20 protein-coding genes are annotated in these 18697 nt (G+C 65.1%); 8 read left to right on the forward strand and 12 right to left on the reverse strand.

Features of this window, described 5'->3' with window-relative positions; all coding sequences use genetic code 11:
* Positions 1–2: 2 nt before the first annotated feature.
* On the reverse strand, positions 3–1322 hold the full coding sequence (locus HZZ16_RS28175) for an aminotransferase class V-fold PLP-dependent enzyme (RefSeq protein WP_197953088.1): 1320 nt from the start codon (positions 1320–1322) through the stop codon (positions 3–5).
* Between the two features lie 372 nt (positions 1323–1694).
* Positions 1695–1919 (reverse strand): hypothetical protein, encoded by a 225-nt coding sequence (locus tag HZZ16_RS28180; RefSeq protein ID WP_197953089.1) that lies wholly within the window; start codon positions 1917–1919, stop codon positions 1695–1697.
* On the opposite strand from HZZ16_RS28180, the gene HZZ16_RS28185 reads away from it, so the two are divergent.
* The 5 genes from HZZ16_RS28185 (at position 1906) to HZZ16_RS28205 (ending at position 4287) form a co-directional block, all read left to right on the forward strand.
* Positions 1906–2250, forward strand: coding sequence for a DUF1236 domain-containing protein (locus tag HZZ16_RS28185; protein ID WP_197953090.1), 345 nt, complete (start codon positions 1906–1908; stop codon positions 2248–2250). The genes HZZ16_RS28180 and HZZ16_RS28185 overlap by 14 nt on opposite strands.
* A 115-nt stretch (positions 2251–2365) precedes the next feature.
* Positions 2366–2710, forward strand: coding sequence for a hypothetical protein (locus HZZ16_RS28190; RefSeq protein WP_197953091.1), 345 nt, complete (start codon positions 2366–2368; stop codon positions 2708–2710).
* 204 nt (positions 2711–2914) lie between these two features.
* Positions 2915–3415 carry a hypothetical protein gene (locus HZZ16_RS28195; protein ID WP_197953092.1) on the forward strand — a complete coding sequence of 167 codons (501 nt, stop codon included), beginning with the start codon at positions 2915–2917 and terminating at the stop codon, positions 3413–3415.
* Between the two features lie 58 nt (positions 3416–3473).
* Complete coding sequence (locus tag HZZ16_RS28200; RefSeq protein ID WP_197953093.1) at positions 3474–3827, forward strand: hypothetical protein; 354 nt, start codon at positions 3474–3476, stop codon at positions 3825–3827.
* Between the two features lie 31 nt (positions 3828–3858).
* The gene (locus HZZ16_RS28205; RefSeq protein ID WP_197953094.1) at positions 3859–4287 is read left to right on the forward strand and encodes a hypothetical protein; all 429 of its coding nucleotides are present in this window, start codon (positions 3859–3861) and stop codon (positions 4285–4287) included.
* Positions 4288–4360: 73 nt separating this feature from the next.
* Here the strand turns inward: HZZ16_RS28205 and HZZ16_RS28210 are convergent, their stop codons facing one another.
* The 7 genes from HZZ16_RS28210 to HZZ16_RS28240 all read right to left on the reverse strand — a co-directional run bounded on the left by HZZ16_RS28210 (position 4361) and on the right by HZZ16_RS28240 (position 13210).
* The gene (locus HZZ16_RS28210) at positions 4361–4819 is read right to left on the reverse strand and encodes a hypothetical protein (protein WP_197953095.1); all 459 of its coding nucleotides are present in this window, start codon (positions 4817–4819) and stop codon (positions 4361–4363) included.
* 10 nt (positions 4820–4829) lie between these two features.
* Entirely contained in the window at positions 4830–5048 is a 219-nt protein-coding gene (locus HZZ16_RS28215; protein ID WP_197953096.1) for a hypothetical protein, read from the reverse strand.
* A gap of 102 nt (positions 5049–5150) precedes the next feature.
* The gene (locus tag HZZ16_RS28220) at positions 5151–6701 is read right to left on the reverse strand and encodes a hypothetical protein (protein WP_197953097.1); all 1551 of its coding nucleotides are present in this window, start codon (positions 6699–6701) and stop codon (positions 5151–5153) included.
* A gap of 57 nt (positions 6702–6758) precedes the next feature.
* On the reverse strand, positions 6759–7922 hold the full coding sequence (locus HZZ16_RS28225) for a glycoside hydrolase family 5 protein (protein ID WP_197953098.1): 1164 nt from the start codon (positions 7920–7922) through the stop codon (positions 6759–6761).
* Between the two features lie 2 nt (positions 7923–7924).
* A complete protein-coding gene (locus HZZ16_RS28230; protein ID WP_197953099.1) occupies positions 7925–10066 on the reverse strand; it encodes a GumC family protein in 2142 nt (713 codons plus the stop codon).
* Between the two features lie 201 nt (positions 10067–10267).
* Positions 10268–11878 (reverse strand): gamma-glutamyltransferase family protein, encoded by a 1611-nt coding sequence (locus HZZ16_RS28235; RefSeq protein WP_197953100.1) that lies wholly within the window; start codon positions 11876–11878, stop codon positions 10268–10270.
* 21 nt (positions 11879–11899) lie between these two features.
* Positions 11900–13210: an aspartate aminotransferase family protein gene (locus HZZ16_RS28240; protein WP_197953101.1), complete on the reverse strand. Its 1311-nt coding sequence runs from the start codon at positions 13208–13210 to the stop codon at positions 11900–11902.
* 92 nt (positions 13211–13302) lie between these two features.
* On the opposite strand from HZZ16_RS28240, the gene HZZ16_RS28245 reads away from it, so the two are divergent.
* Positions 13303–14172, forward strand: coding sequence for a LysR family transcriptional regulator (locus HZZ16_RS28245; RefSeq protein ID WP_197953102.1), 870 nt, complete (start codon positions 13303–13305; stop codon positions 14170–14172).
* Positions 14173–14326: 154 nt separating this feature from the next.
* Here the strand turns inward: HZZ16_RS28245 and HZZ16_RS28250 are convergent, their stop codons facing one another.
* Positions 14327–15262 (reverse strand): zinc-binding dehydrogenase, encoded by a 936-nt coding sequence (locus HZZ16_RS28250; RefSeq protein ID WP_246510481.1) that lies wholly within the window; start codon positions 15260–15262, stop codon positions 14327–14329.
* A 13-nt stretch (positions 15263–15275) separates the two neighbouring features.
* A complete protein-coding gene (locus HZZ16_RS28255; protein WP_246510482.1) occupies positions 15276–15941 on the reverse strand; it encodes a class I SAM-dependent methyltransferase in 666 nt (221 codons plus the stop codon).
* A 276-nt stretch (positions 15942–16217) separates the two neighbouring features.
* On the opposite strand from HZZ16_RS28255, the gene HZZ16_RS28260 reads away from it, so the two are divergent.
* The gene (locus HZZ16_RS28260; RefSeq protein ID WP_197953104.1) at positions 16218–16544 is read left to right on the forward strand and encodes a hypothetical protein; all 327 of its coding nucleotides are present in this window, start codon (positions 16218–16220) and stop codon (positions 16542–16544) included.
* 184 nt (positions 16545–16728) lie between these two features.
* Positions 16729–17520, forward strand: coding sequence for a phytanoyl-CoA dioxygenase family protein (locus tag HZZ16_RS28265; RefSeq protein ID WP_197953105.1), 792 nt, complete (start codon positions 16729–16731; stop codon positions 17518–17520).
* A gap of 52 nt (positions 17521–17572) precedes the next feature.
* Here the strand turns inward: HZZ16_RS28265 and HZZ16_RS28270 are convergent, their stop codons facing one another.
* Positions 17573–18592 (reverse strand): Bug family tripartite tricarboxylate transporter substrate binding protein, encoded by a 1020-nt coding sequence (locus tag HZZ16_RS28270; protein ID WP_197953106.1) that lies wholly within the window; start codon positions 18590–18592, stop codon positions 17573–17575.
* Between the last annotated feature and the right edge of the window lie 105 nt (positions 18593–18697).

Raw genomic sequence — 18697 nt, forward strand, 5'->3', positions numbered from 1 at the left:
CCTCACCCCGTCTTCGTCCCCGTGATGACGGCCAGCGCCTCGACGAGGCGGTCGAGATCGGCCTCGTTGGTGAAGAGCGCCGGGGTCACGCGGATGCACTGGCCCCTGGCGACGCCGGCGCGGCGCACCGTCATGATCCTGTGGCTGTCCCGAAGCTTCGCAACGATGGCCTCGTTGTCGGCCTTGCCGGTCTTGCCGGCGAGGCGGAAGGACGTGATCGCGCCATAGGAGCCGGCTTCATCCGGCGTCAGGATCTCGATGTCCTTGAAGCCGCGGACGCGGCTCACCCAATAATCGCGCAAATGACGCAGGCGCGCCTGCTTGGCCGCCGCGCCGATCTCTTGATGTAGCGCCAGCGCCGTCGGCACCGTCAGCACCGTGGCGAAATTGACCGTGCCGGTATGCACCCGCGAGCGGATGTCGCTTTCCGGAAAATCCTCGTCGCCCATGTCGCGATCGATGGCCGAAAGGCGATCCTTCCTGATGTAGAGGAAGCCGACGCCGAGCGGCGCGCCGATCCATTTGTGCAGGTTGAAGCCGACGAAATCGGCCTCGAGCTCGCTCACCCGGAAGTCGAGCTGTCCCCAGGAATGGGCGGCATCGACGATGGTGTCGATGCCCTTGGCCTTGGCCATGCGGGCGATCTCGGCGACCGGCATGACGAAGCCGGTGCGGTGGCTGACATGGGTCAGAAGCAGGAGCCTCGTCTTCGGGTTCGCCTCGATGGCACGGGCATAGGCGTCGAGCACCGCCTGGCGGGTGGCGGGCTCCGGCACGTCGAACTTGACCACGTCGACGCCGCGGCGCGCCTTCAGCGCGTTCATCGCATATTGCATCGAATCATAATCGAGATCGGCATAGAGCACGCCATCGCCCGGCTTCAGCCTGTTGTAGCCGCCGATCAGGAGCTGAAGCGCTTCCGTGGCGCCGCGGGTGAGCGCGATCTCCGCCGGAAGCGCGCCGACCGCCTCCGCCACCTTGGTGCGCACGGCCTCGAAATCCGCACCGGCACGCAGCCGCGCGTAATAGGTGTTCTGATAATTGACCATGTCGGACTGGCGAATGAACTCGCGCCGCACGGGCTCGGCCATGATGCCCCAATAGCCGTTCTCGAAATTGACGATTTCGGGCGTCACGGCATAGAGCCCCTTCACGGCCGCCCAATAGGACTTGTCGGTGGCGATGGCGGCCATTGAGCCGGTCGGCTGCGCCGGAAGGCCCTCGGCGGCAAAGGCCGGCGCCGCAAGCGGCGCCACGACCGCTGCCGCGAGGCCCTTGAGCATCGCGCGGCGGTCCGCTGAAATCGTCCTGATCGGTTGCATGTCAGCTCTCCCCAGAGCGTTTTCGAGCGAAGCGGCGTCGGGCTCGCATCGCGAAAGCGCGTCAAACAAGATCCAGAGCTCCGCTTTGATGTCATTGGAGCGAAGCTCTGGCGCGCGGGACAAGAGCAACGGACGATGCAGCGGAGATGACCGGAGCATGACAATGTGATGATCGGAAAGCCGAAGTCGACTCCGCGACCGAAGCGCCGACCTGCGCGCGTATCGTTTCATGCATGAGAAAGCCAGGGCCGAACTGGCCAGGCATGATCAATGCATGCAAGAGCGTGATGCTCCACATTCCGAGATCGATGGAAGGTGATTGGATATGCGGCCCCGGTTTCTTGCTTTGCCTGGAAACCGGGGCCTCCACATTCAGTGCATGTGGCTAATGAGATAGATGCCGCCGCCGACGACCACGATGGCGGGCACTGCCCAGAGAATCAATACAGGCATTTTCCTCTCCTCCAGTTGAACCTCCCCGGGAAGGAACGGGAGAAAGCGGCAAACGTTCCGGGTTCCCCGGAACGGTGCAGCTGATCGCGAGTTCATCGCAGCGCCGCATGCAGCGGCGAAGGAGAACGCGATGAAGAAGCTCATGTTGATTTCGGCCGCCGCTTTGCTCGTCTCGACGGGCGCGATGGCACAAACCACCGTCACCACGACGACCGGCGCCGGACACGGCGCGGCCGTGCAGATCGAACCGGAATACCGCACCAAGATCCGGTCCTATGTCACCGAGCGCAAGATCCGTCCGGTCGAAACGCGCGAAAAGATCGTCGTGGGCTCGCCCGTGCCGAGCGACGTCGAGCTCGCGGCCGTCCCGAGTGACTGGGGTCCCTCGCTCACCAAGTACCGCTACGTCTATTCGGGCAACCGCGTGATGTTGGTCGACCCCGACACCCGCATGGTCGTTCAGGAGGTTGACTAACTGCTGCGCACGGCGGGCCGTCGAGGCGGCCCGCCCGTGCATTTTTCAATAGCTTCGTTTGCGGTAGCGCCTGATGCCCCTTGTTCGATACGTCGTATTTGCAAGCAGTTTCGTCGTGGCGCTGCTCTTCTTGTTGGATCGCTCTCTGCCGCCGCTCGGGGAGCGTGCTGCCGGCCCGGACGTCGATCGAACCACCATTCGCATCCGCTCCGCACGGGCCCTGCCTGAAAAAATCATCTTCGACACGTCCACTGAGATGGCCGCCACTCCCCTGCTCGCCGCCGATTCGCCGGATCATGGTGAGAGCAACGCATCGGTGAGGCTTGAAATGCGAAAGCCGGACGTCACGCCGGCATCTCGACGCCGCGCAGCGCGAGCAGCCGATCTGCATTCGAATCGGAATGCCCGCGCGGCTTCCTCTCGTCTCTCCACGCCTCTGGTGACGGTCGGAGCATTCTGAGAGCTGGTGATCGCAGCGAACGCTGCGTCATGGCCGCAGCAGATGAACGCCGGATGAACAAGAGGCGACACGCTTCGCGTCTCGGAACTGACTCCGAGGAACAAACGCGTCAACGTGTCGGACACAAGGGAACGTTTGCGCAATTGCCAATTTATCCCGTGCCTGATTGGCGATCTGATTTTTGGAAACCTGGAGGAAATGAAGATGAGGATCCTGAAGCTCTCTGCGGCTGCGGCCGCGCTGCTGGCCGGCACGGCGCTCGCCGTCGCGCAATCGAGCTCGACGATCGGCACCGGCGGTTCATCGGCCGGCGGCGGCACCAGCTCTTCGACGGTGGGCACCGGTGGCTCTTCGGCTGGCGGCAGCGGGTCGGGCTCTGCATCGACGCTCGGCACCGGCGGTTCGTCGGCCGGCGGCGGCACCAGCTCTTCGACGGTCGGCACCGGCGGCTCGGCGGCCGGCAGTGGCTCCGGGAGCGGCTCGGCTTCGACGCTCGGCACCGGTGGTTCATCGGCGGGGAGCGGCAAGAGCTCGTCCAGCGTCGGCACCGGCGGCTCCGCTGCAGGCGGCTCCACGGTTGGCCAGTCCGGTTCGTCGAAATCGCCCGGCATGGGCGACGGTAAGTCCGGCAGCCACGCGAGCGACATGGGCCTCGAAAAGGGCAAGGGCCACAACAAGGACGAGTGGAAGAAGGACAAGAACTAGTCCGATCCGGGGAGCGGCACGGTGCCGCTCCCTTTGTCCATGTTGAGGAGGAGACGCAATGAACAAGTCAATCGTTGCGATCACGGCGCTGGCCCTGATGGGTGGCGCTGCATCGGCAGAAACCATGGAAAAGACCGGCAAGACGGCGTCGGGCGAGACCTGCAAGGTGACGGTGGTGAAGCACGCAGATGGCAGCATCAGCGCGGCCGGCGCGTCGGCTTCGGGCACGACGGGCTCGACCGCATCGAGCGGTTCGCTGTCGAGCTCGAGCTCGGCCGGCGGATCGTCGGTCCATGTGCAAGCAGGCGGCGGCCACGTCTCAAGCTCCTCGTCGACGGCGGGCGGGCCTGGCTCCACCAGCGCCAGCACCATCACCGTCAACGGCTGCACGATCTCGACCTCGTCGCCTTAACACCAGTAGCCATCGAACAGAGGATTGAACCATGAGAATGCTTGTCACGACCTCGGCGGTCGCGCTTTTGCTTGCCGCCACTTCACCAGTGCTGGCGCAGACCAGCGTCACCGGCGGCAGCGGCGGCTCGGCCGCAGCAGGCGGCACCTCCGCTTCCACCGTCGGCACCGGCGGAACGTCGACCTCGGCGACGGGCCGCACCGGCTCTTCGATCGCCGCCGGCGGAAGCGCGGCTGCCGCCAGCGGCAAGACGCAGACCGGCGTCAGCATGAACAAGGGCCACGGTCCGGTGCTGAACTCCAACGCCCGCGCGCAAGCCCATGAGGGCGGCACGTTCAGCCGTTCGCATACGCGCACCAAGGTCAAGGCCGGCGAGCAAGTCGGCTCGACCACCAAGACGATGTCGCATGTGCCGGGTTCGAAGCCCACCATGTCGACCACCTCGACGACGGCGCGCTAGAATTCGCGCGGCTCTATTCCTCACGACCTGCTGCCCGGCTTGCTCGGGCAGCTCTTTCCGCTTGCGACCTCGCTCAGCCGCCACGCAGGCTGCGGCTGATCCGGGTCACGACGGCATCCCATCGCCGCTTCTGGGCGGCCGGATAATTGATCAGAACGCAGTGCACATAGCCGCGCGAGAAATTGCACCGGTCGTACCAGATCTTGTCGCGCTTGATGCTGGAGACCACGAAGAAGTTCGACGTGATCCGCTGGTAGATGATCCCGCTCGGCGGATTCTTCCTGGCGAGGAATTCGGCCGGCGACAGACCTTGCTGGTTCTCGACGGCTTGAACAGTGAGGTCCGCACTGCCGTCGGAGCTGCGAAACCGCTGCCCATATCCATCTGGCTTGCCGGCCGACTCGGTGAAGATCGCGGCGGGAATGTCGACCGACGTTCCGGATTCCGGGATGCGGTAGGTCCTCCAGCCGTTGGCCGAGGCAATTGATGACGTCGCACAGAGCGCGATGATTGCGGCAAGCAGTGTCTTCATGTCTGCCTCGTCACTTGCGCGGCGCCAGTTGCAGCTCCATCAGGGCGATCCTTTGCAGGTCGGAGACGTTCCGCTCGCCAGCGCTGGCGGTGCGCAGGATGGATTCGGCGAGCGCGTTGACGTGCGAGGAATGCACGGGCTCCGGCAGGGTTGCAACGGCAGCTTCCAGGGCTGTCGTCATGATCTCGATCACCTCGGGAGAAAACTCGGCGTTGGAAAAATTCTTCATCGCGTGCGTCGGCCGCTTCTGCGGGTCCGGTTCAACGCCGGGAAAAAATGGAAGTTCCTGGATGGCGAGGTCCGAGTACCCGGACCGTCGCCGCGCCGCAGCTTACGTCACGGGCTGGTAACCGGTGAGCCGAGCGGGCTCGGCCTCCGCGACGGTCTGCACCCTCGCATGGCTGCCGATGACGAGGCCGGCGAGCGAGAGCATCAGGCCCAGCGCAAGCGGCGCGAACAGCGCCTCTTCCTGAAACAATCCGTTGAGCAGAACGACCAGGACGCCGAAGCCGGCGAGGCCCTGCGTCAGATATCCCGATGACGCGTACAGGCGCCAGGCTTTGAGCGCGATCGCGAAATAGAACGCCAGCAGCACGAAGGAAGCAACGCCCATCTGGTACAGGAGCACGCCGATCGCGCTCTCGACCGCGCCATCGATCGTGCCGGCCGCCTGCGCAGCGCTCCAATCGATGGAAAAATAGCTGTCCGACAGATTGCCGCCGATGCCGAGGCCCCGGCCGTAAGGTCTCTGCACGAATCCGTCGAGGCCGCCCATCAGGCCGATGACGTGATAGTCGCCGATCTGCAGGCCGAGGCGGATCGCCAGGATCGCAAAGCCGATCATGCCGGCGAAACCCAGCAATAACGTCGCTACGGCACCGATGAGGCGAGTCCCGATCCAGCCCGCAGCCACGAAGATGACCGTGATGAGTGCTCCCTTCACGCTGCAGAAGACCAGCAGCGGCAGGGCTGCCAGGGCGAGCAGCGGGCGTCCGACCGAGAACAGGAACAGGGCGAGAAAGCCGAGCCCGTAGGCGAAGCTGATCGGGTGCATGTTCGGACCGTTGATGCGCAGCATCTTCGACAGGCCGAAGCCTTCGAGTAACGGCGTGTTGAGGAAGTCGAAGCTGAACCGATCCTTGAGCGTGACGGGCACGTTGCCGGTCTGCCGCATCTGGGCCTCCCAGACGCCCGAATGGGTCGCCTTGAGCTCGTCGAAGCCCCAGAACGTATGGCCGTTGGTGATGGCCAGCCAGACATCGCGCAAGACGAGCTCGACATAGCCGCACAGCATGAGGATGATCGCGAGCGTCACCAAAAACGGCGTGATGCGCACCTCATAGGTCGCGGCGGTCAGGAGCGACAGCTGAAACAGAAACAGCGGCAGAACGATGTTGCGCAAATAGACCGCCGCCGGCTGTCCGTCCTGGACGAAGCCGATCGCGAAATACAGCGACACCACGGCGAGGGTGATGACGCCCCAGCGCATGATCCTGTTCACTTCAGCCGACTGATTCCTCTGGCCCAGCACGTAGAGCGCAAGCGTCGCCAGCCACATCACGGAGCAAACCAGGAAATTGTAACCCTTGATGAAATCGAGATCGGACGGCAGCGGCACCAGCGGCGACAGGACGGAGACGAACAGGTTCTGGAAGAACAGGACGAAGATCGCGACGGCCGGCGCACAGGTCGGGACCGCAACGACGATGGCGATGCCGATCAGGACCTCGATGGTGATGGCCAGGGCCGGATTGGCGAGGTGCAGAACCGGCGCAGAGCCGATCGCCGCGATGGCGATGCAGAAGGTCGCGGCCAGTTCGCGCCAGGCCGGAGGCGACGCGGCCTGCACGCTCTGGCCTTGCGGTGAGTACCCGGCGCTCATCAATCGTCCTTTGCCATCGCGCCGGGACACGATAGCCGCGCGAGGTGTAAGGATCCGTTAACGATCACGGCGCGCGGTGGGAGCCCCTTCAAGCCGGCCGGGCGTGCCGAGCAGCGCCCGCATCACGTCGGCGTCAGGCTTGCCGGTTGCGGCGTCGACGAGCCCAAAGCCTTGCGCCAGTTCCCAATGCGCCCAGCCCCAGCAATGCGCGCGGGCATAGGCAGTGACCTCCGCCAGCCAGCGCAAGCGGCTTTGGCGGGGCGCGCCGGCTTTCAACACGCCGAACTCATTGACGATGATCGGCCGCGAAAATTGCTGCTGCCATTGAAGCGCAGGCGCGAGCCAGCGATCGGCTTCCGGCTTGTCCTTGGCGGCGGCAATCGCGGTATCGAGCATGGCAAGCGCCTTGACCGCGGCCCTAGCCTGCAAATCCTGCCGAAGCGCCTGGACCTTGGGATCGCCGGCGTTGATCGGATAAGGCAGATCCATGATGTCGTGCAGCGGATCGCGCACGTCCCAGTGGCCCTGATGAGTGAACACCATCGGGTCGTAGAAATGGATGGCGTAGACGACGTCAGGGTCCGCCAGCGGGCGAAACCGCGGCAGCGAATCCGCGCGCTGCCAATTGACCGGGCCGACGATGAGCGTGGTGGCCGGCAGCAACCGGCGAACGAAGGCAGCGAGCGCCTCGACCTCCTTTTGCCATCTGTCCGCTTCGATATCGGGCTCGTTGAGCAGTTCGGCGAAGATTCGATCGGCAGGATAGGACCGAATGACCGCTGCAAGCGCGCGCCATGCCTCCTGCATCTCGCCCATCGCCGCATCCGCATCGTCCTTGTGCAGGCGATTGAAGCGCTCGCCCGGATGAAGGTCGACGGAGCTGGAATAGCCGAGCGAGGTCAGCTGCTTCAACGCGCTGTCGAGCACGCGCTGCGTCGCCTCGCGCTCGTCCTTTGCGGCAAAGCGCGGCATCACGCGCTCCGCCGGCACCGGCAGACGGACATGGCTCATGCCCGCCTTGCGCAACTGCTGCAGCAGCTCGCGGCTCGGCGGCGCACCGTTGATCCAGCCGTCGGCGTTGAAGCCGCGCGAGAGCGCGGCAAGCCGCTCGGGCGCGACCGTCGACGGCAGGGGCACGCAATCGCCGGCGAACACCGGCCGGCCGACCGAGATCGACAACAGCATCGCCGCATCCAGCAGACGGCGGCGCAAGGCAGTCATCGTCAAACCGCAAGACCCAAAGCGCCACCGTCGGGCTGAGGCGCCACGGAATCGGCGGGCACGTGATTGACGACGAGGCCGGTCGGCACCGCCGCATATTTCGACAGCGCCGCGGTCACCCTCCGCATCGCGGACGACCCGAGCTCGCCGGCGCGCGCTACCAGGACGATCAGGTCGGCATGCGCGGCCAGCGCGATGGCGTCGGGCTGCAAGGCGAGGTTGCCGGCGTGGACGACGATCAGGTCGAACTCCGAGCGGATATCGTCCTCGGGCCGCGCATCGGGCTTCCGGCCGGCACTGAGCAGCTCATCGATCGACTGAAGTCCCGCCGTGGTCGAGCCGTCCTGCCATTCGGTCACGGGCGGCTGGGCGCCGGCAAATTCCGGCTGGAGCCGGATCAGCACGCTCATCATGCCCCGGTTCACGACGGCGCGATTGAGGGAGCGCGCCACGGTGTTGCCGCCGGCGCTCTTGCCGACCGACAGGACCAGCGCGACCTTGCAGCCGCGCACCGGCACGCGGTCGATGCGTTCGAGCAGCGGCCGCAGATGAGGGCCGAGATCGAGCTCGGCCGACGCGCTGACCGGTCTTTGCCAAACCGTGTTGATTCCGCCTCCTGGCGCCAGCTCGGGGATGCGGGCCCAGACAGGAAGGCGGGGCATCGCCTCGGCCGGGCGCGCGGCGGAGGCCGCGGGAACTTGCCGGTTGGGCGCCTCCTCCGCTTCACGTGAGACAGGCGCCTGAACGGATGCCGCCTCGTCGGCGGACAGGCTCGTCGTCACCGCAACGGCGGCGGTCGACGTCAACAGCGAGCCGATCGCCAGCGCCGCAAGCAGCAAAGCGAGCGGCGGACGCGTCGAGCGCAACGGCGGAATGGCAACCGAGGCGATCTTGGTCTGGGACGCCTGCAGCTGACGCTGCTCGTTGGTGGTCTTGAACCGCGACAGGAACTGCTCGTAGATGTTGCGGTTGGCATCGGCGTCGCGCTGCAGCTCCTGCAGCTTCACCAGAGCCTGGCCGTCGCGCAGCATCTTGGTCTCGACCGCCTTGAGCTGCTTTTCCAGCGCGTTCTGCTGCTCCAGCTGGGCCTCATATTCGGATTTGGCCGTGTCGATGTTCTTCTTTCGCTCGATCTCGATCTGCCGGTTGATATCCGCCAGCTGGCTGTAGGAGATCGCAAGGTCCGGATGGCGGTCGCCATAGACCGCCTTCTTCTGCGCGATCTGGTCGTTCAGGGCCGAGCGCTGTGCGCGCAGCATGCTGAGGAGATCCTGCTTCACCGGCCCTTCGACATTGGCCTTGACGTCGCGTTGCACCTGCTCGTAGCGCGCCTTGGCCTCCTCGGTGCGCGCGCGGGCGGCGGAGACCTGCTGGGTCAGGTCGGTCACCCGCAATTGCTGCGTGGTGGATTCCTTGCCGGCATTGACGATGTTGTGCTCGAGCCGGAAGGCGGCGACGGCGTCTTCCGACGCGCGCAGGCGCTCGCTCAGCGTCTTCAGCCGGTCCTTGAGCCAGTCGGCCGCCTCGTCCGTCGCCTCGGTGCGGACGCGGCCCTGGCTGGCAACGAAGGCCTCGGCGATGGCATTGGCGTAGTAAGCGGCGCGATCCGGCCGGTTGGAGGTGAAGGAAATCGCGATGACGTAGGTCAGCCCGCGCCGGGTGATCTCGAGGCGGTTGCGGAATTTCTCGAGCAGGCGCGTCATGTCGGTATAACCGCCCGCGACGTCCTCGTCGTTGGCGATCTTGAGCTGCTCGATCAGGGGACGGAGGAAGCCGTCGGATTTGGCGATCTCGATCTGGCTCTGCAGCGCCGCGGCATCCTGGCCGATGCCGGGCAGCACGTCCTGCTCCGAGGTCACGCGCAGCTCGCGCGGATCGAGCACGACCAGCGCCGTTGCGGCATAGCGGACCGGAAGCACCATCAGAGCGACGACGCCGAGGGCGAACAGCGCCAAGGCCAGCGTCAGAATGCGCCGGCCGTTCTCGCGCAGGAAGGACAGCGTCCCAGAGACGGTCAGCGATCCCTTGGTCAGTCCCGGCGAGGCGCCGTCAGGCTTCGCCTTCGCAGCCCGCGGCGCTTCCCACGAAGCCGCTTGCTCCGTCGGGGCGATGCTTCGCGGAGATGCGCGGCTACCGAACGCCATGGGTTGGACTCGAAATCAACTGACAGTCATAGCTCAGAGGCTTGCTACACCGTAAATATCCATGGTTAACCGCCGGTTACGGCGGGGCTGGCCTTGGCTGGTCTTGGGCGGTGAACGATTCGTTAACGAGACGCGGCCAGCCACTCAGGCGGGGGCGCACATCGGCGGCGCCTGCCTGCGCTCGCCTCGATGTGCGACCTCTCACAATCCGATGACATACCCGTCCCGCCTCGGATCGGCGGCACCCGTCATCACGCCGGTTACCGGATCGAGCGCGACGGCCTGCATGCCTCCGCAGAGCATGGTCCATCCGGTGTCCAAAATCTCGATCTCATGGCCGCGGCGCTTCAGTTCGGCGATGGTCTCCGGCGCGATGCGGTTCTCTGCCTGAATGAAGCAGCCGTCCCACAGCCGTGAACGCGGCGCCTCGATCGCCTGCTGCAGCGGAAGGCCGAACTCGATGTGCTGCACATAAGCCTGGGCTTGGGTTTGCGGGATGCCGTAGCTGCCGGGCGTCCCCAGCGCGAGCACCGGACGGCTGCCGCGCGTCGCAATCGACGGTGCCATCGTCACCGGCAACGCGTCGCCCGGCTTGGCGAGGTTCGGGCTTCCCGGCTGCACGTCGGCCCAATGCAGATGATTGTTGAGGCAAACGCCGGTCCCCGGCACCACGACGCCGCTGCCGAACGGGCTGCCGAGACTTTGCGTAATGCAGACCAGATTGCCTTCCGCGTCGGCGATCGAGAACGAGGTGGTGTGGCCGGGATCGGCACGATCCTGCGGCATCCATTGCTCTGTCGGGCCCGTGATCGGCTGGCCGTCGCTCACACGCTGGCGAAGCCGCGCGATCGTCGCCTCGGACATTCCTCCAGCGGCTTGATCCGGTCCCAGATTGCCATGGGCGATGCGCTCGCCGGCGGCGAGACGGATCGCGCGATAGACCGTATCGAGATGATCGGCGCCGTCCTTCGGCAGACGCCCGACGTCAAAGCCTTCAAGGATCTTGAGGGTCAGGGCGAACTGGAAGCCGCCGCATTGCTGCGCCGGGACGTGAAGCTCGAGCCCCCGATAGGACACGGTCAGGGGATCGAACCAATGCGGCTTGACGGCGATGACATCGTCCAGCGTCAGGCTGCCGCCGAGCGTGGCGAGATAGTCCACGATCCGCCGGCCGAGCTTGCCGCCATACAGATACTCGGGCCCCCATTCGGAGATCTCGGCAAGAGTCTGCGCGAGATCAGGCTGCGCGACGATGCTGCCGAGCTTCACCGGCATTCCATCCGGGAGATAGTTCCTGATCAGTGCGGCGTGCAGCTCCGGCCAGGGTTCGAGCAGCGGCACCTGCTCGTTGATCTCGTCAACACCGAAGTCCGAGAGCGCAAAGCCGTCGCGCGCCAGCCTGATTGCCGGCGCAAAGACGTCTGGAAGCGATTTGCGTCCATAGCGCGAGAGCAGCTCGCACCAGCCCGCGAGATTTCCGGGAGTTGAGGCCGCCTGCGCGCCGCGCTCGAGCTCGAATCTGCTGGTGTATCTGCCGACCGGGAAGCTCGCGGGCATCGGCGGCGCGAAGTCGAGCACGCGAACGCGCTGCTCGATCGCCACCCAGATCGTGGCCAGTCCAAACCCGGCAAGCCCCGACATGAACGGCTCGACCACGTTGAGGGCGGCCGCCGTGGCGACAGCCGCATCGAACGCATTGCCGCCCTGCATCAGGATTCGTGCACCGGCCTGTGCCGCGAGCGGATGCGCGGCGGCGACCATGCCGTGCCGCGAGAACAGCGTCGGACGCCCATATGTCCTGGCGAGTTGCATCCGGAAAAGGCCTTCCGCCGATCAGTGCGTTGTCGCAGCAGCCTGGATCGCCTCTGACATGATCTCGAGACCGCGATCGATTTCGGCCTCGGACACTGTGAGCGGCGGCGCGATGCGGAATACGCCGCCCATGCTGGGCAATTTGACGATGTTCATGCTGAGACCGCGCCGCATGGTCTCCTCCATGATCCGCGCGCCGAGTTCAAACCCCGGCGTCTTAGACTGCCGGTCGACGACGATTTCGAGACCGAGCAGAAGCCCGCGGCCCCTGACGTCACCGACGCATTCGAACTTTTGCTGCAGCGACAGCAATCCATCCCGGAGCCTGTTGCCCCTGGCGGTTGCCTGCGCCACCAACCCGTCGCGCGCGACCACGTCGAGCACCGTGACGCCGATCGCGGCGGGCAAGGGATCGGAGACATGCGTGGTGTAGAACAGGAAGCCGCGCTCGAACGCGGTCTGCTCGATGGCCTTTGTCGTCATGACCGCGGCGAGCGGCAGGCCGGCGCCGAGCGTCTTCGACAGCGTGAGAATATCAGGCACCACGCCGTCGCGCTCGAAGGCGAACATGTGCCCGGTGCGGCCAATTCCGGTCTGAGCTTCGTCGAGGATCAGCAGCATGCCGCGCTGCTCGCATTTTTGCTTCAAGGCCGCGAGATAGCCGAGCGGCAGTTCCAGAATGCCGCCGCTGGAGAGGATCGGCTCGGCGATGAAGGCCGCCAGATTACCGGTCGACTGGCTGTCGATCAGGGCAAACGCATCGTCCAGCTCGGTCTGCCAGTCGTTGCTGCCGTCGACGTTCCTGAAGCGCGGCCGATAGGCGTTCGGCGCGGGAATGACGAACGATCCGACCGCGGCCGGCCCATAACCGCGCCGGCCCGCGCTGTAGGTCGCCGACGCCGCCGCGCCGGTCATGCCGTGCCAGCTTTGCGCGAAGGCGACGATTTCGTGCCTGCCGGTGACGAGCTTGGCCATCCGGATCGCCGCTTCATTGGCTTCCGCGCCTGTCGTCAGCAGCTGCACGCGGTCGAGACCGGACGCAAGCGCAGCGAGACGCTCGGCCAGCGTCACCACCGGACGCGAGAGCATGCCGCTGAAGAGATGAGCGACCGCCCCCATTTGCCGTGCGACCGTGGCGACGATGTCGGGATGCGTGTGCCCCAGCACGGCGCTCATCTGACCCGAGGTGAAGTCGAGGATGGCGCGTCCGTCGGCGTCGTAGACGAAACTGCCGGCCGCACGCTCGATGATGACGGGTTCGAAACTCGGCCCATAGCGGGTCAGATGCGTGTTGGCGGACGCCCAGAAATCGGGATCGGCATTCAAGGTCATGACAGCCACCTGCGCTTGGGATGTCTGACCTCTAGTCAAGAATTTGGCTTCAGGCTAATTGATATAATTCAATCTGGATATCAATCTTTCTGATGTCGGTGCTAGATCTCACTCTTCTGAGGAATTTCGTCGTCGTGGCCCGCACCGGCTCGATCAGCCTGGCGGCCCTGCAGATTGGCCGGACGCAGTCCGCGCTCAGCATGCAGATGCAACGGCTGGAAGAGACGATCACGCAGCCGCTGTTTCACCGCAGCGGATCCGGCATGAGGCTGACCGCGGCCGGCGAGAAACTGCTCGCCCACGCCGAGACGCTGCTGGCGCAGCACGACGAGATTCTCGCCGACATGAGCGGCGAGAGTCTCAAGGGGACGCTGAGCCTCGGCTGCCCGGAGGACTATTCGATCGCTTTCCTGCCGGCGCTGCTGAAGGGGTTCTGCGCGCTGCATCCCAATGTCGAGCTGCGCATGGTCTGCGCACCGACCTCCGAGCTGCGCCCGATGCTGGTGCGGCGCCAGATCGACATGGCGCTGGTCTCGCTGTCCGATGCCGGAGCGCGCGAGGTGATCCGTGAGGAGCGCTTCGTCTGGGTCGCGAACGAGGCCGAACCGAAAATACTGACGCAGGATGTGCTGCCGCTGGCGCTGGCGGCGCCGATGAGCCTGGACTACCGCGCCGCCTGCGCCGCAATGGACGCGGTCAATCGGCGCTACAGGGTCGCCTACGCGAGCAACAGCCTCGCCGGCCTGATCGCGATCGCGCGGTCCGGTCATGCGATCAGCGTCCTGACACGAACCGCCGTTCCGTTCGATCTTCACGTCGTCTCGGCCGGACTGCCCCTGCTTCCGACCATCGGCATCGCGCTCGAATTCTCGAAGACGAGGCCCTCGCTGCTGGCGACGACGCTGGCCGAGCACGTCCGCACCGTGTTGCCCGGACTGAAGACCAAGGCGGAGATCGACTAGTGACCTATTGCACCTCGATGTTCGCGCGTGCGCGGCGAGCGCAGCGCTCAGCTGATGTTCAGAAGGATCCGTCCCGATGTGCCGCTGCGCATCAAGTCCAGCGCGTCGTTTATGTCGTCGAGCGCGAACTCGTGGGTGACGATGCCGCGGTAGCTCACCTTGCCGGCATCGCTGAGGCGAACCAGGCGCGGGAATCGCGCGCGGGCTGGCACTGCCCGCCTTCCGAGCCCTTCAGCACCTTCTCGAAGTGCAACGGCAGAGTATAGATCTCCGCCTTCTCGCGGGGCACGCCGACCAGGATGCAGCGGCCCTTCTTGGCCGTGATCTCGTAGGCGAGCTCGATCAGGTTCTTGACGCCGGTGGTCTCGATGACCTTGTCGGGTCCGTCGGCCCCCGTGATGGACCGGACCTCGGCGGCCACATCCTTCACCGTCTCGGAATTGATGATGTGGGTGGCGCCGAAATCCTTCGCCATGGCCAGCTTGTTGTCGAGACGGTCGATCGCAATGACCGGCCAGGCGCCGACCATTGCGGCGAATTGCACGATGTTCAATCCGACCCCGCCGACCCCGAACACGACGACCGCCTCGCCGATCGCGATCTGCGCATCGTTGTTGACGACACCTAGCGCGGTCGTCACGGCGCAGCCGAGCAGCGGCGCGCTGGTGCGGTCGATCGAGGCGGGCACGGGCGTGACGCGATTCTCCGACACCACGGCGTATTCGTTGAAGGTGGTGACCCAGCCCGCATTGAGGCGCTTGCCGCGCCAGGAATAGACCGGCGTGTTCGACTGGATGCCCTTGCCGGGCCGCCAATGCATGACGACGGTGTCGGCCTGCTTGCAGGAGACGACGCCGGGTCCGGTTTCGACGATGGTCGCCAGCGCCTCGTGCCCCAACAGATGCGGCAGGAACTTGTCGACGCCTTTGACGGCGTCGATCTCGTTGATCTGTGCGCCGCAAATGCTCGACGTGTGCACATGGGCGAGCACCTGACCGTGCTCGAGCCTGTCGGGCAGGGTGAACTCGTCGACGATCAGCGGCTTGCCGGATTCGACGAGAATGGCCGCCTTGGCAGTCTTGATGTCCATGGGTCGCGCGCGGTCACTCGAAATAGATGAATTCGTAATCGCCGGTGTAGCCGAGCTTGCCGTAGAGCCAGATCCATTCCGAGGTGTGCAGGATGGATTCTGCCGTCAGCGCCCAGCATTCGAGATTGTGCAGCTCGGCGACGTTCCGGTAGCCCTCGACCATGACGTATTTGTTCTTGCCGACCCGCTCGATTTCCTTGAGCGCGGCCTCGAGCTCGTAGAGCCTGAGATTGTGCAGGGTGCCGAGCGAGATGACGAGATCGAAGCTGCCGTCGCCATAGGGATAGACGTCCTGGGCGCGATAGTTGAACAGATACGGCTTCACCTGCTCGTGCGCATTGGCAAGACCGTGCCTGGAGATGTCGAAGCCGGTGACCTTCAGGCCCGGCAGGATCTTCTGCATCTCGTACAGCAGAAAACCCTTGCCGCAGCCGACGTCGAGCACGCTCGATCCGTCCTTTAGACCATAGGTCTCGATCAGCGCCTTGGCGACGGGGGCCCAGCGGCCCTCGATGAAGCGGTAGCCGCCATAGCCGAAGCGGCGGTCGCCGTCCCAGTAATCGGCCTCGTATTCCCGCGCCTTCAGCGAGCAGCCGATCTTGTCGTCGTTCATTCGGCCCATGTAGTCGCGCTTGGTCGCAGTGTGCAGTGGCGTCACGATGTTCAGCAGTCGTCCCATTGAGCCCTCGGATTTCATCACGCGCGGAGTGTGTCTTGATCGGCCTGGGGGAGCCTCGCACGTGACCTTGCGACTCGCCCTAGCATTTGTGGCGGTGACCATCATTGTTTCAGATCAATGATGTGGAAGTGGTGCGACGGCGTCCGTCAAGAACCGGCCGCCGATTCGCCGGACCGACCGTCGCCAGGTTCCAGCTGCGGCCGCCAATCGCCGTGACATGGGGACGCTGGAACGAGAATCGCCCGGACGGCGTTCGGCAGCGAGGAGAGTCCTGCCATGCCGATCAAGCCGACCATCGCCCGCATCTGGCGCGGCCGTACCCGCCGCGACCTCGCCGACGACTACCAGGCCTATCTGCAAGCCGAGGGCATCCCGCCGCTGCTCAAGACCGCGCTCGGTGTGCAGCAATTGCGCGAGGACCGCGACGAGGAGACGTGGTTCACCACCATTTCCTATTGGGCGGACATCGCAGCCATGGCGGCTTTCACCAAGGGCGAGCCGACCAACGTCCATCATCTCGCGCGCGACGCGGAGTTCCTGATCGAGCTGCCGGAGCGCATCGAGATCCACCGCATCCTGATCGACGAGCAGGGCTTGCGGTGAAAGCCTCGCCCATCGGTTTGTCCGTGACTTGATTCCGCGCTCCGCCGGGCTATACGTTCCTGCCATGATGTTCATCTCCACATCCTTCCCGCTGATCTGAACGGCCGAACGTCGTTCCGGCGCTCCTGCGCCACTCAGATCAAACGGCTTCGCGCAATGCGGTAGCCGAACGGAGAGATGTGCAATGCCCAAGACCGAACAGGCTGGCCTGACGCCCCATCAGATCCAGACCTTCATCGACGACGGTTTCGCCAAACTGGAGAGTGCCTTCAGCGCCGACCTTGCCAAGCAATGCAGGGACGAACTGTGGGCGGATATCGGCTTGTCGCCGGACGAGCCCGAACATTGGACCCAGCCCGTTGTCCGGGTAGCGTCCAAGGCAACGCCCCCCTTCATTGAAGCCGCGAATACGCCGCTTCTGCACAAGGCCTATGATCAGCTCGTCGGCGAAGGGCGCTGGTTTGCGCCCAGGGGCCTCGGTACCTTTCCGATCCGCTTCCCGTCATCGCAATCGCCGGGCGATGACGGCTGGCATGTGGACATGAGCTTCGGCACCGCCGTTCCGGATTTCATGGAATGGCGTGCCAATGTGAAGAGCAGCGGGCGTGCGCTGCTGATGCTCTTCCTGTTGTCGGATGTCGGAAACGATGATGCGCCCACGCGAATCCGGAAAGGCTCGCATGCGGCCATCGCGCGGGAGCTACTGCCCTATGGCGAGGCGGGCGCAACCCTCCGGCAGCTTGCTGCCGGCGACTGGGCGTCGACGAAGGATTGCGAGGTTGAACTTGCGACCGGCAAGGCAGGCACCGTCTATCTGTGCCACCCGTTCCTTGTTCACGCCGCGCAACCCCACCGCGGGAAACGGCCGCGCTTCATGGCACAGCCTCCGCTGCTGCCGCAGCGCGCGTTCGATCCGGCGCTGCCACCTTCGCCCGTTCAGATCGCGATCCGGCGGGCTTGCGGACTGACGGTCTAGGCGGATGACATCCGGGACCTCTGTTGGGTCCCGGATGTTGCTGGTTTCCAGGCTATTGCACCTCGATGTTCGCGTCCTTGACCAGCTTGCGCCAGCGTTCCTCCTCCTGCCGAACGTAGCGGTCGAGCTCTTCGGGCGCGCTGCCGACCATGATGAGGCCTTCGTTGGTCGACAGCTGCTTGAAGGCACCGGACCGAATGGCCTTCGCGATCGCCTGGGCAAGGCGCGCAATCACCGGAGCGGGCGTCTTGGCCGGCGCGTACAATCCGTACCAGGACTCGGCGGCGTAGCCGGGCAATCCGGCCTCCGAAACGGTCGGCAATTGCGGGAACGCGGCCGAACGCTCGGCCGAGGTGACGGCCAAGGCGCGGAGCTGCCCCGCCGCCACCAGCGACGCGGCGCTCGCCACGGTGGTGAACATCACGTCGATCTGCCCCCCTAAGAGATCGCTGATCGCAGGCGCCGCGCCCTTGTAGGGGACCGCCGTCATCTTGACGTTCGCCATGGCATTGAACAGCTCGCCGGCGAGATGGGCCGAGGTGCCGATGCCGAACGTGCCGAAATTGAGCTTGCCCGGCCTGGCCTTGGCTTCAGCGATCAGATCGGAGATCGAGTTGATCTTGGACGTGGGGTTGACGACGACGACATTGAAGGACCGCGCGATCAACGACACCGCAGCGAAATCCTTGTGCGGATCGAACGGCAGCTTGTTGTAGAGGCTCGGGTTGACCGCGTGCGCGAACGTCGCCAGCAGCAGCGAATAGCCGTCAGGCTCGCTCGTCGCCACCGTCTGGGTTCCGACGATCGTCCCGGCGCCCGGCTTGTTCTCGATGATGACGGGCTTGCCGAGGTCCGTTTGAATTTCCTGGGCGGTCGTTCGCGCGACAATGTCGGTCCCGCCGCCGGCCGCGAAGGGCACCACGATCTTGACGATCTTCTCGGGATACTCGGCCCGCGCCGGCGCAGCGCTCAATCCCGCCACCGCCAGCAACGCCGACGAGACGAGAACGGCGGAGCGCGGCCAACCCCTCCGTGCAGCGCGGTCGCGACTGATGATCTTGCCGATTGCCATGCGGACCTCCCATCCGGCTCTTTTCGGGTTATTCAACGAGGCTTGTTGTTTCGACGAACGCAGCCGCCTGCCATCTTGCGCGTTCTTGGCAAGCGACAGCGGTGC

The sequence above is a fragment of the Bradyrhizobium glycinis genome (genome assembly GCF_016031655.1).
GTDB classification, from domain to species: Bacteria; Pseudomonadota; Alphaproteobacteria; order Rhizobiales; family Xanthobacteraceae; genus Bradyrhizobium; species Bradyrhizobium glycinis.

What these genes read in the sequence shown, in the direction of transcription:
- HZZ16_RS28175 (WP_197953088.1), bottom strand. Translation starts at nt 1,322, where the DNA reads ATGCAACCGATCAGGACGATTTCAGCGGACCGCCGCGCGATGCTCAAG.
- HZZ16_RS28185 (WP_197953090.1), top strand. Translation starts at nt 1,906, where the DNA reads ATGAAGAAGCTCATGTTGATTTCGGCCGCCGCTTTGCTCGTCTCGACG.
- HZZ16_RS28180 (WP_197953089.1), bottom strand. Translation starts at nt 1,919, where the DNA reads ATGAGCTTCTTCATCGCGTTCTCCTTCGCCGCTGCATGCGGCGCTGCG.
- HZZ16_RS28195 (WP_197953092.1), top strand. Translation starts at nt 2,915, where the DNA reads ATGAGGATCCTGAAGCTCTCTGCGGCTGCGGCCGCGCTGCTGGCCGGC.
- HZZ16_RS28200 (WP_197953093.1), top strand. Translation starts at nt 3,474, where the DNA reads ATGAACAAGTCAATCGTTGCGATCACGGCGCTGGCCCTGATGGGTGGC.
- HZZ16_RS28205 (WP_197953094.1), top strand. Translation starts at nt 3,859, where the DNA reads ATGAGAATGCTTGTCACGACCTCGGCGGTCGCGCTTTTGCTTGCCGCC.
- HZZ16_RS28210 (WP_197953095.1), bottom strand. Translation starts at nt 4,819, where the DNA reads ATGAAGACACTGCTTGCCGCAATCATCGCGCTCTGTGCGACGTCATCA.
- HZZ16_RS28215 (WP_197953096.1), bottom strand. Translation starts at nt 5,048, where the DNA reads ATGAAGAATTTTTCCAACGCCGAGTTTTCTCCCGAGGTGATCGAGATC.
- HZZ16_RS28220 (WP_197953097.1), bottom strand. Translation starts at nt 6,701, where the DNA reads ATGAGCGCCGGGTACTCACCGCAAGGCCAGAGCGTGCAGGCCGCGTCG.
- HZZ16_RS28225 (WP_197953098.1), bottom strand. Translation starts at nt 7,922, where the DNA reads ATGACTGCCTTGCGCCGCCGTCTGCTGGATGCGGCGATGCTGTTGTCG.
- HZZ16_RS28230 (WP_197953099.1), bottom strand. Translation starts at nt 10,066, where the DNA reads ATGGCGTTCGGTAGCCGCGCATCTCCGCGAAGCATCGCCCCGACGGAG.
- HZZ16_RS28235 (WP_197953100.1), bottom strand. Translation starts at nt 11,878, where the DNA reads ATGCAACTCGCCAGGACATATGGGCGTCCGACGCTGTTCTCGCGGCAC.
- HZZ16_RS28240 (WP_197953101.1), bottom strand. Translation starts at nt 13,210, where the DNA reads ATGACCTTGAATGCCGATCCCGATTTCTGGGCGTCCGCCAACACGCAT.
- HZZ16_RS28245 (WP_197953102.1), top strand. Translation starts at nt 13,303, where the DNA reads ATGTCGGTGCTAGATCTCACTCTTCTGAGGAATTTCGTCGTCGTGGCC.
- HZZ16_RS28250 (WP_246510481.1), bottom strand. Translation starts at nt 15,262, where the DNA reads ATGGACATCAAGACTGCCAAGGCGGCCATTCTCGTCGAATCCGGCAAG.
- HZZ16_RS28255 (WP_246510482.1), bottom strand. Translation starts at nt 15,941, where the DNA reads ATGGGACGACTGCTGAACATCGTGACGCCACTGCACACTGCGACCAAG.
- HZZ16_RS28260 (WP_197953104.1), top strand. Translation starts at nt 16,218, where the DNA reads ATGCCGATCAAGCCGACCATCGCCCGCATCTGGCGCGGCCGTACCCGC.
- HZZ16_RS28265 (WP_197953105.1), top strand. Translation starts at nt 16,729, where the DNA reads ATGCCCAAGACCGAACAGGCTGGCCTGACGCCCCATCAGATCCAGACC.
- HZZ16_RS28270 (WP_197953106.1), bottom strand. Translation starts at nt 18,592, where the DNA reads ATGGCAATCGGCAAGATCATCAGTCGCGACCGCGCTGCACGGAGGGGT.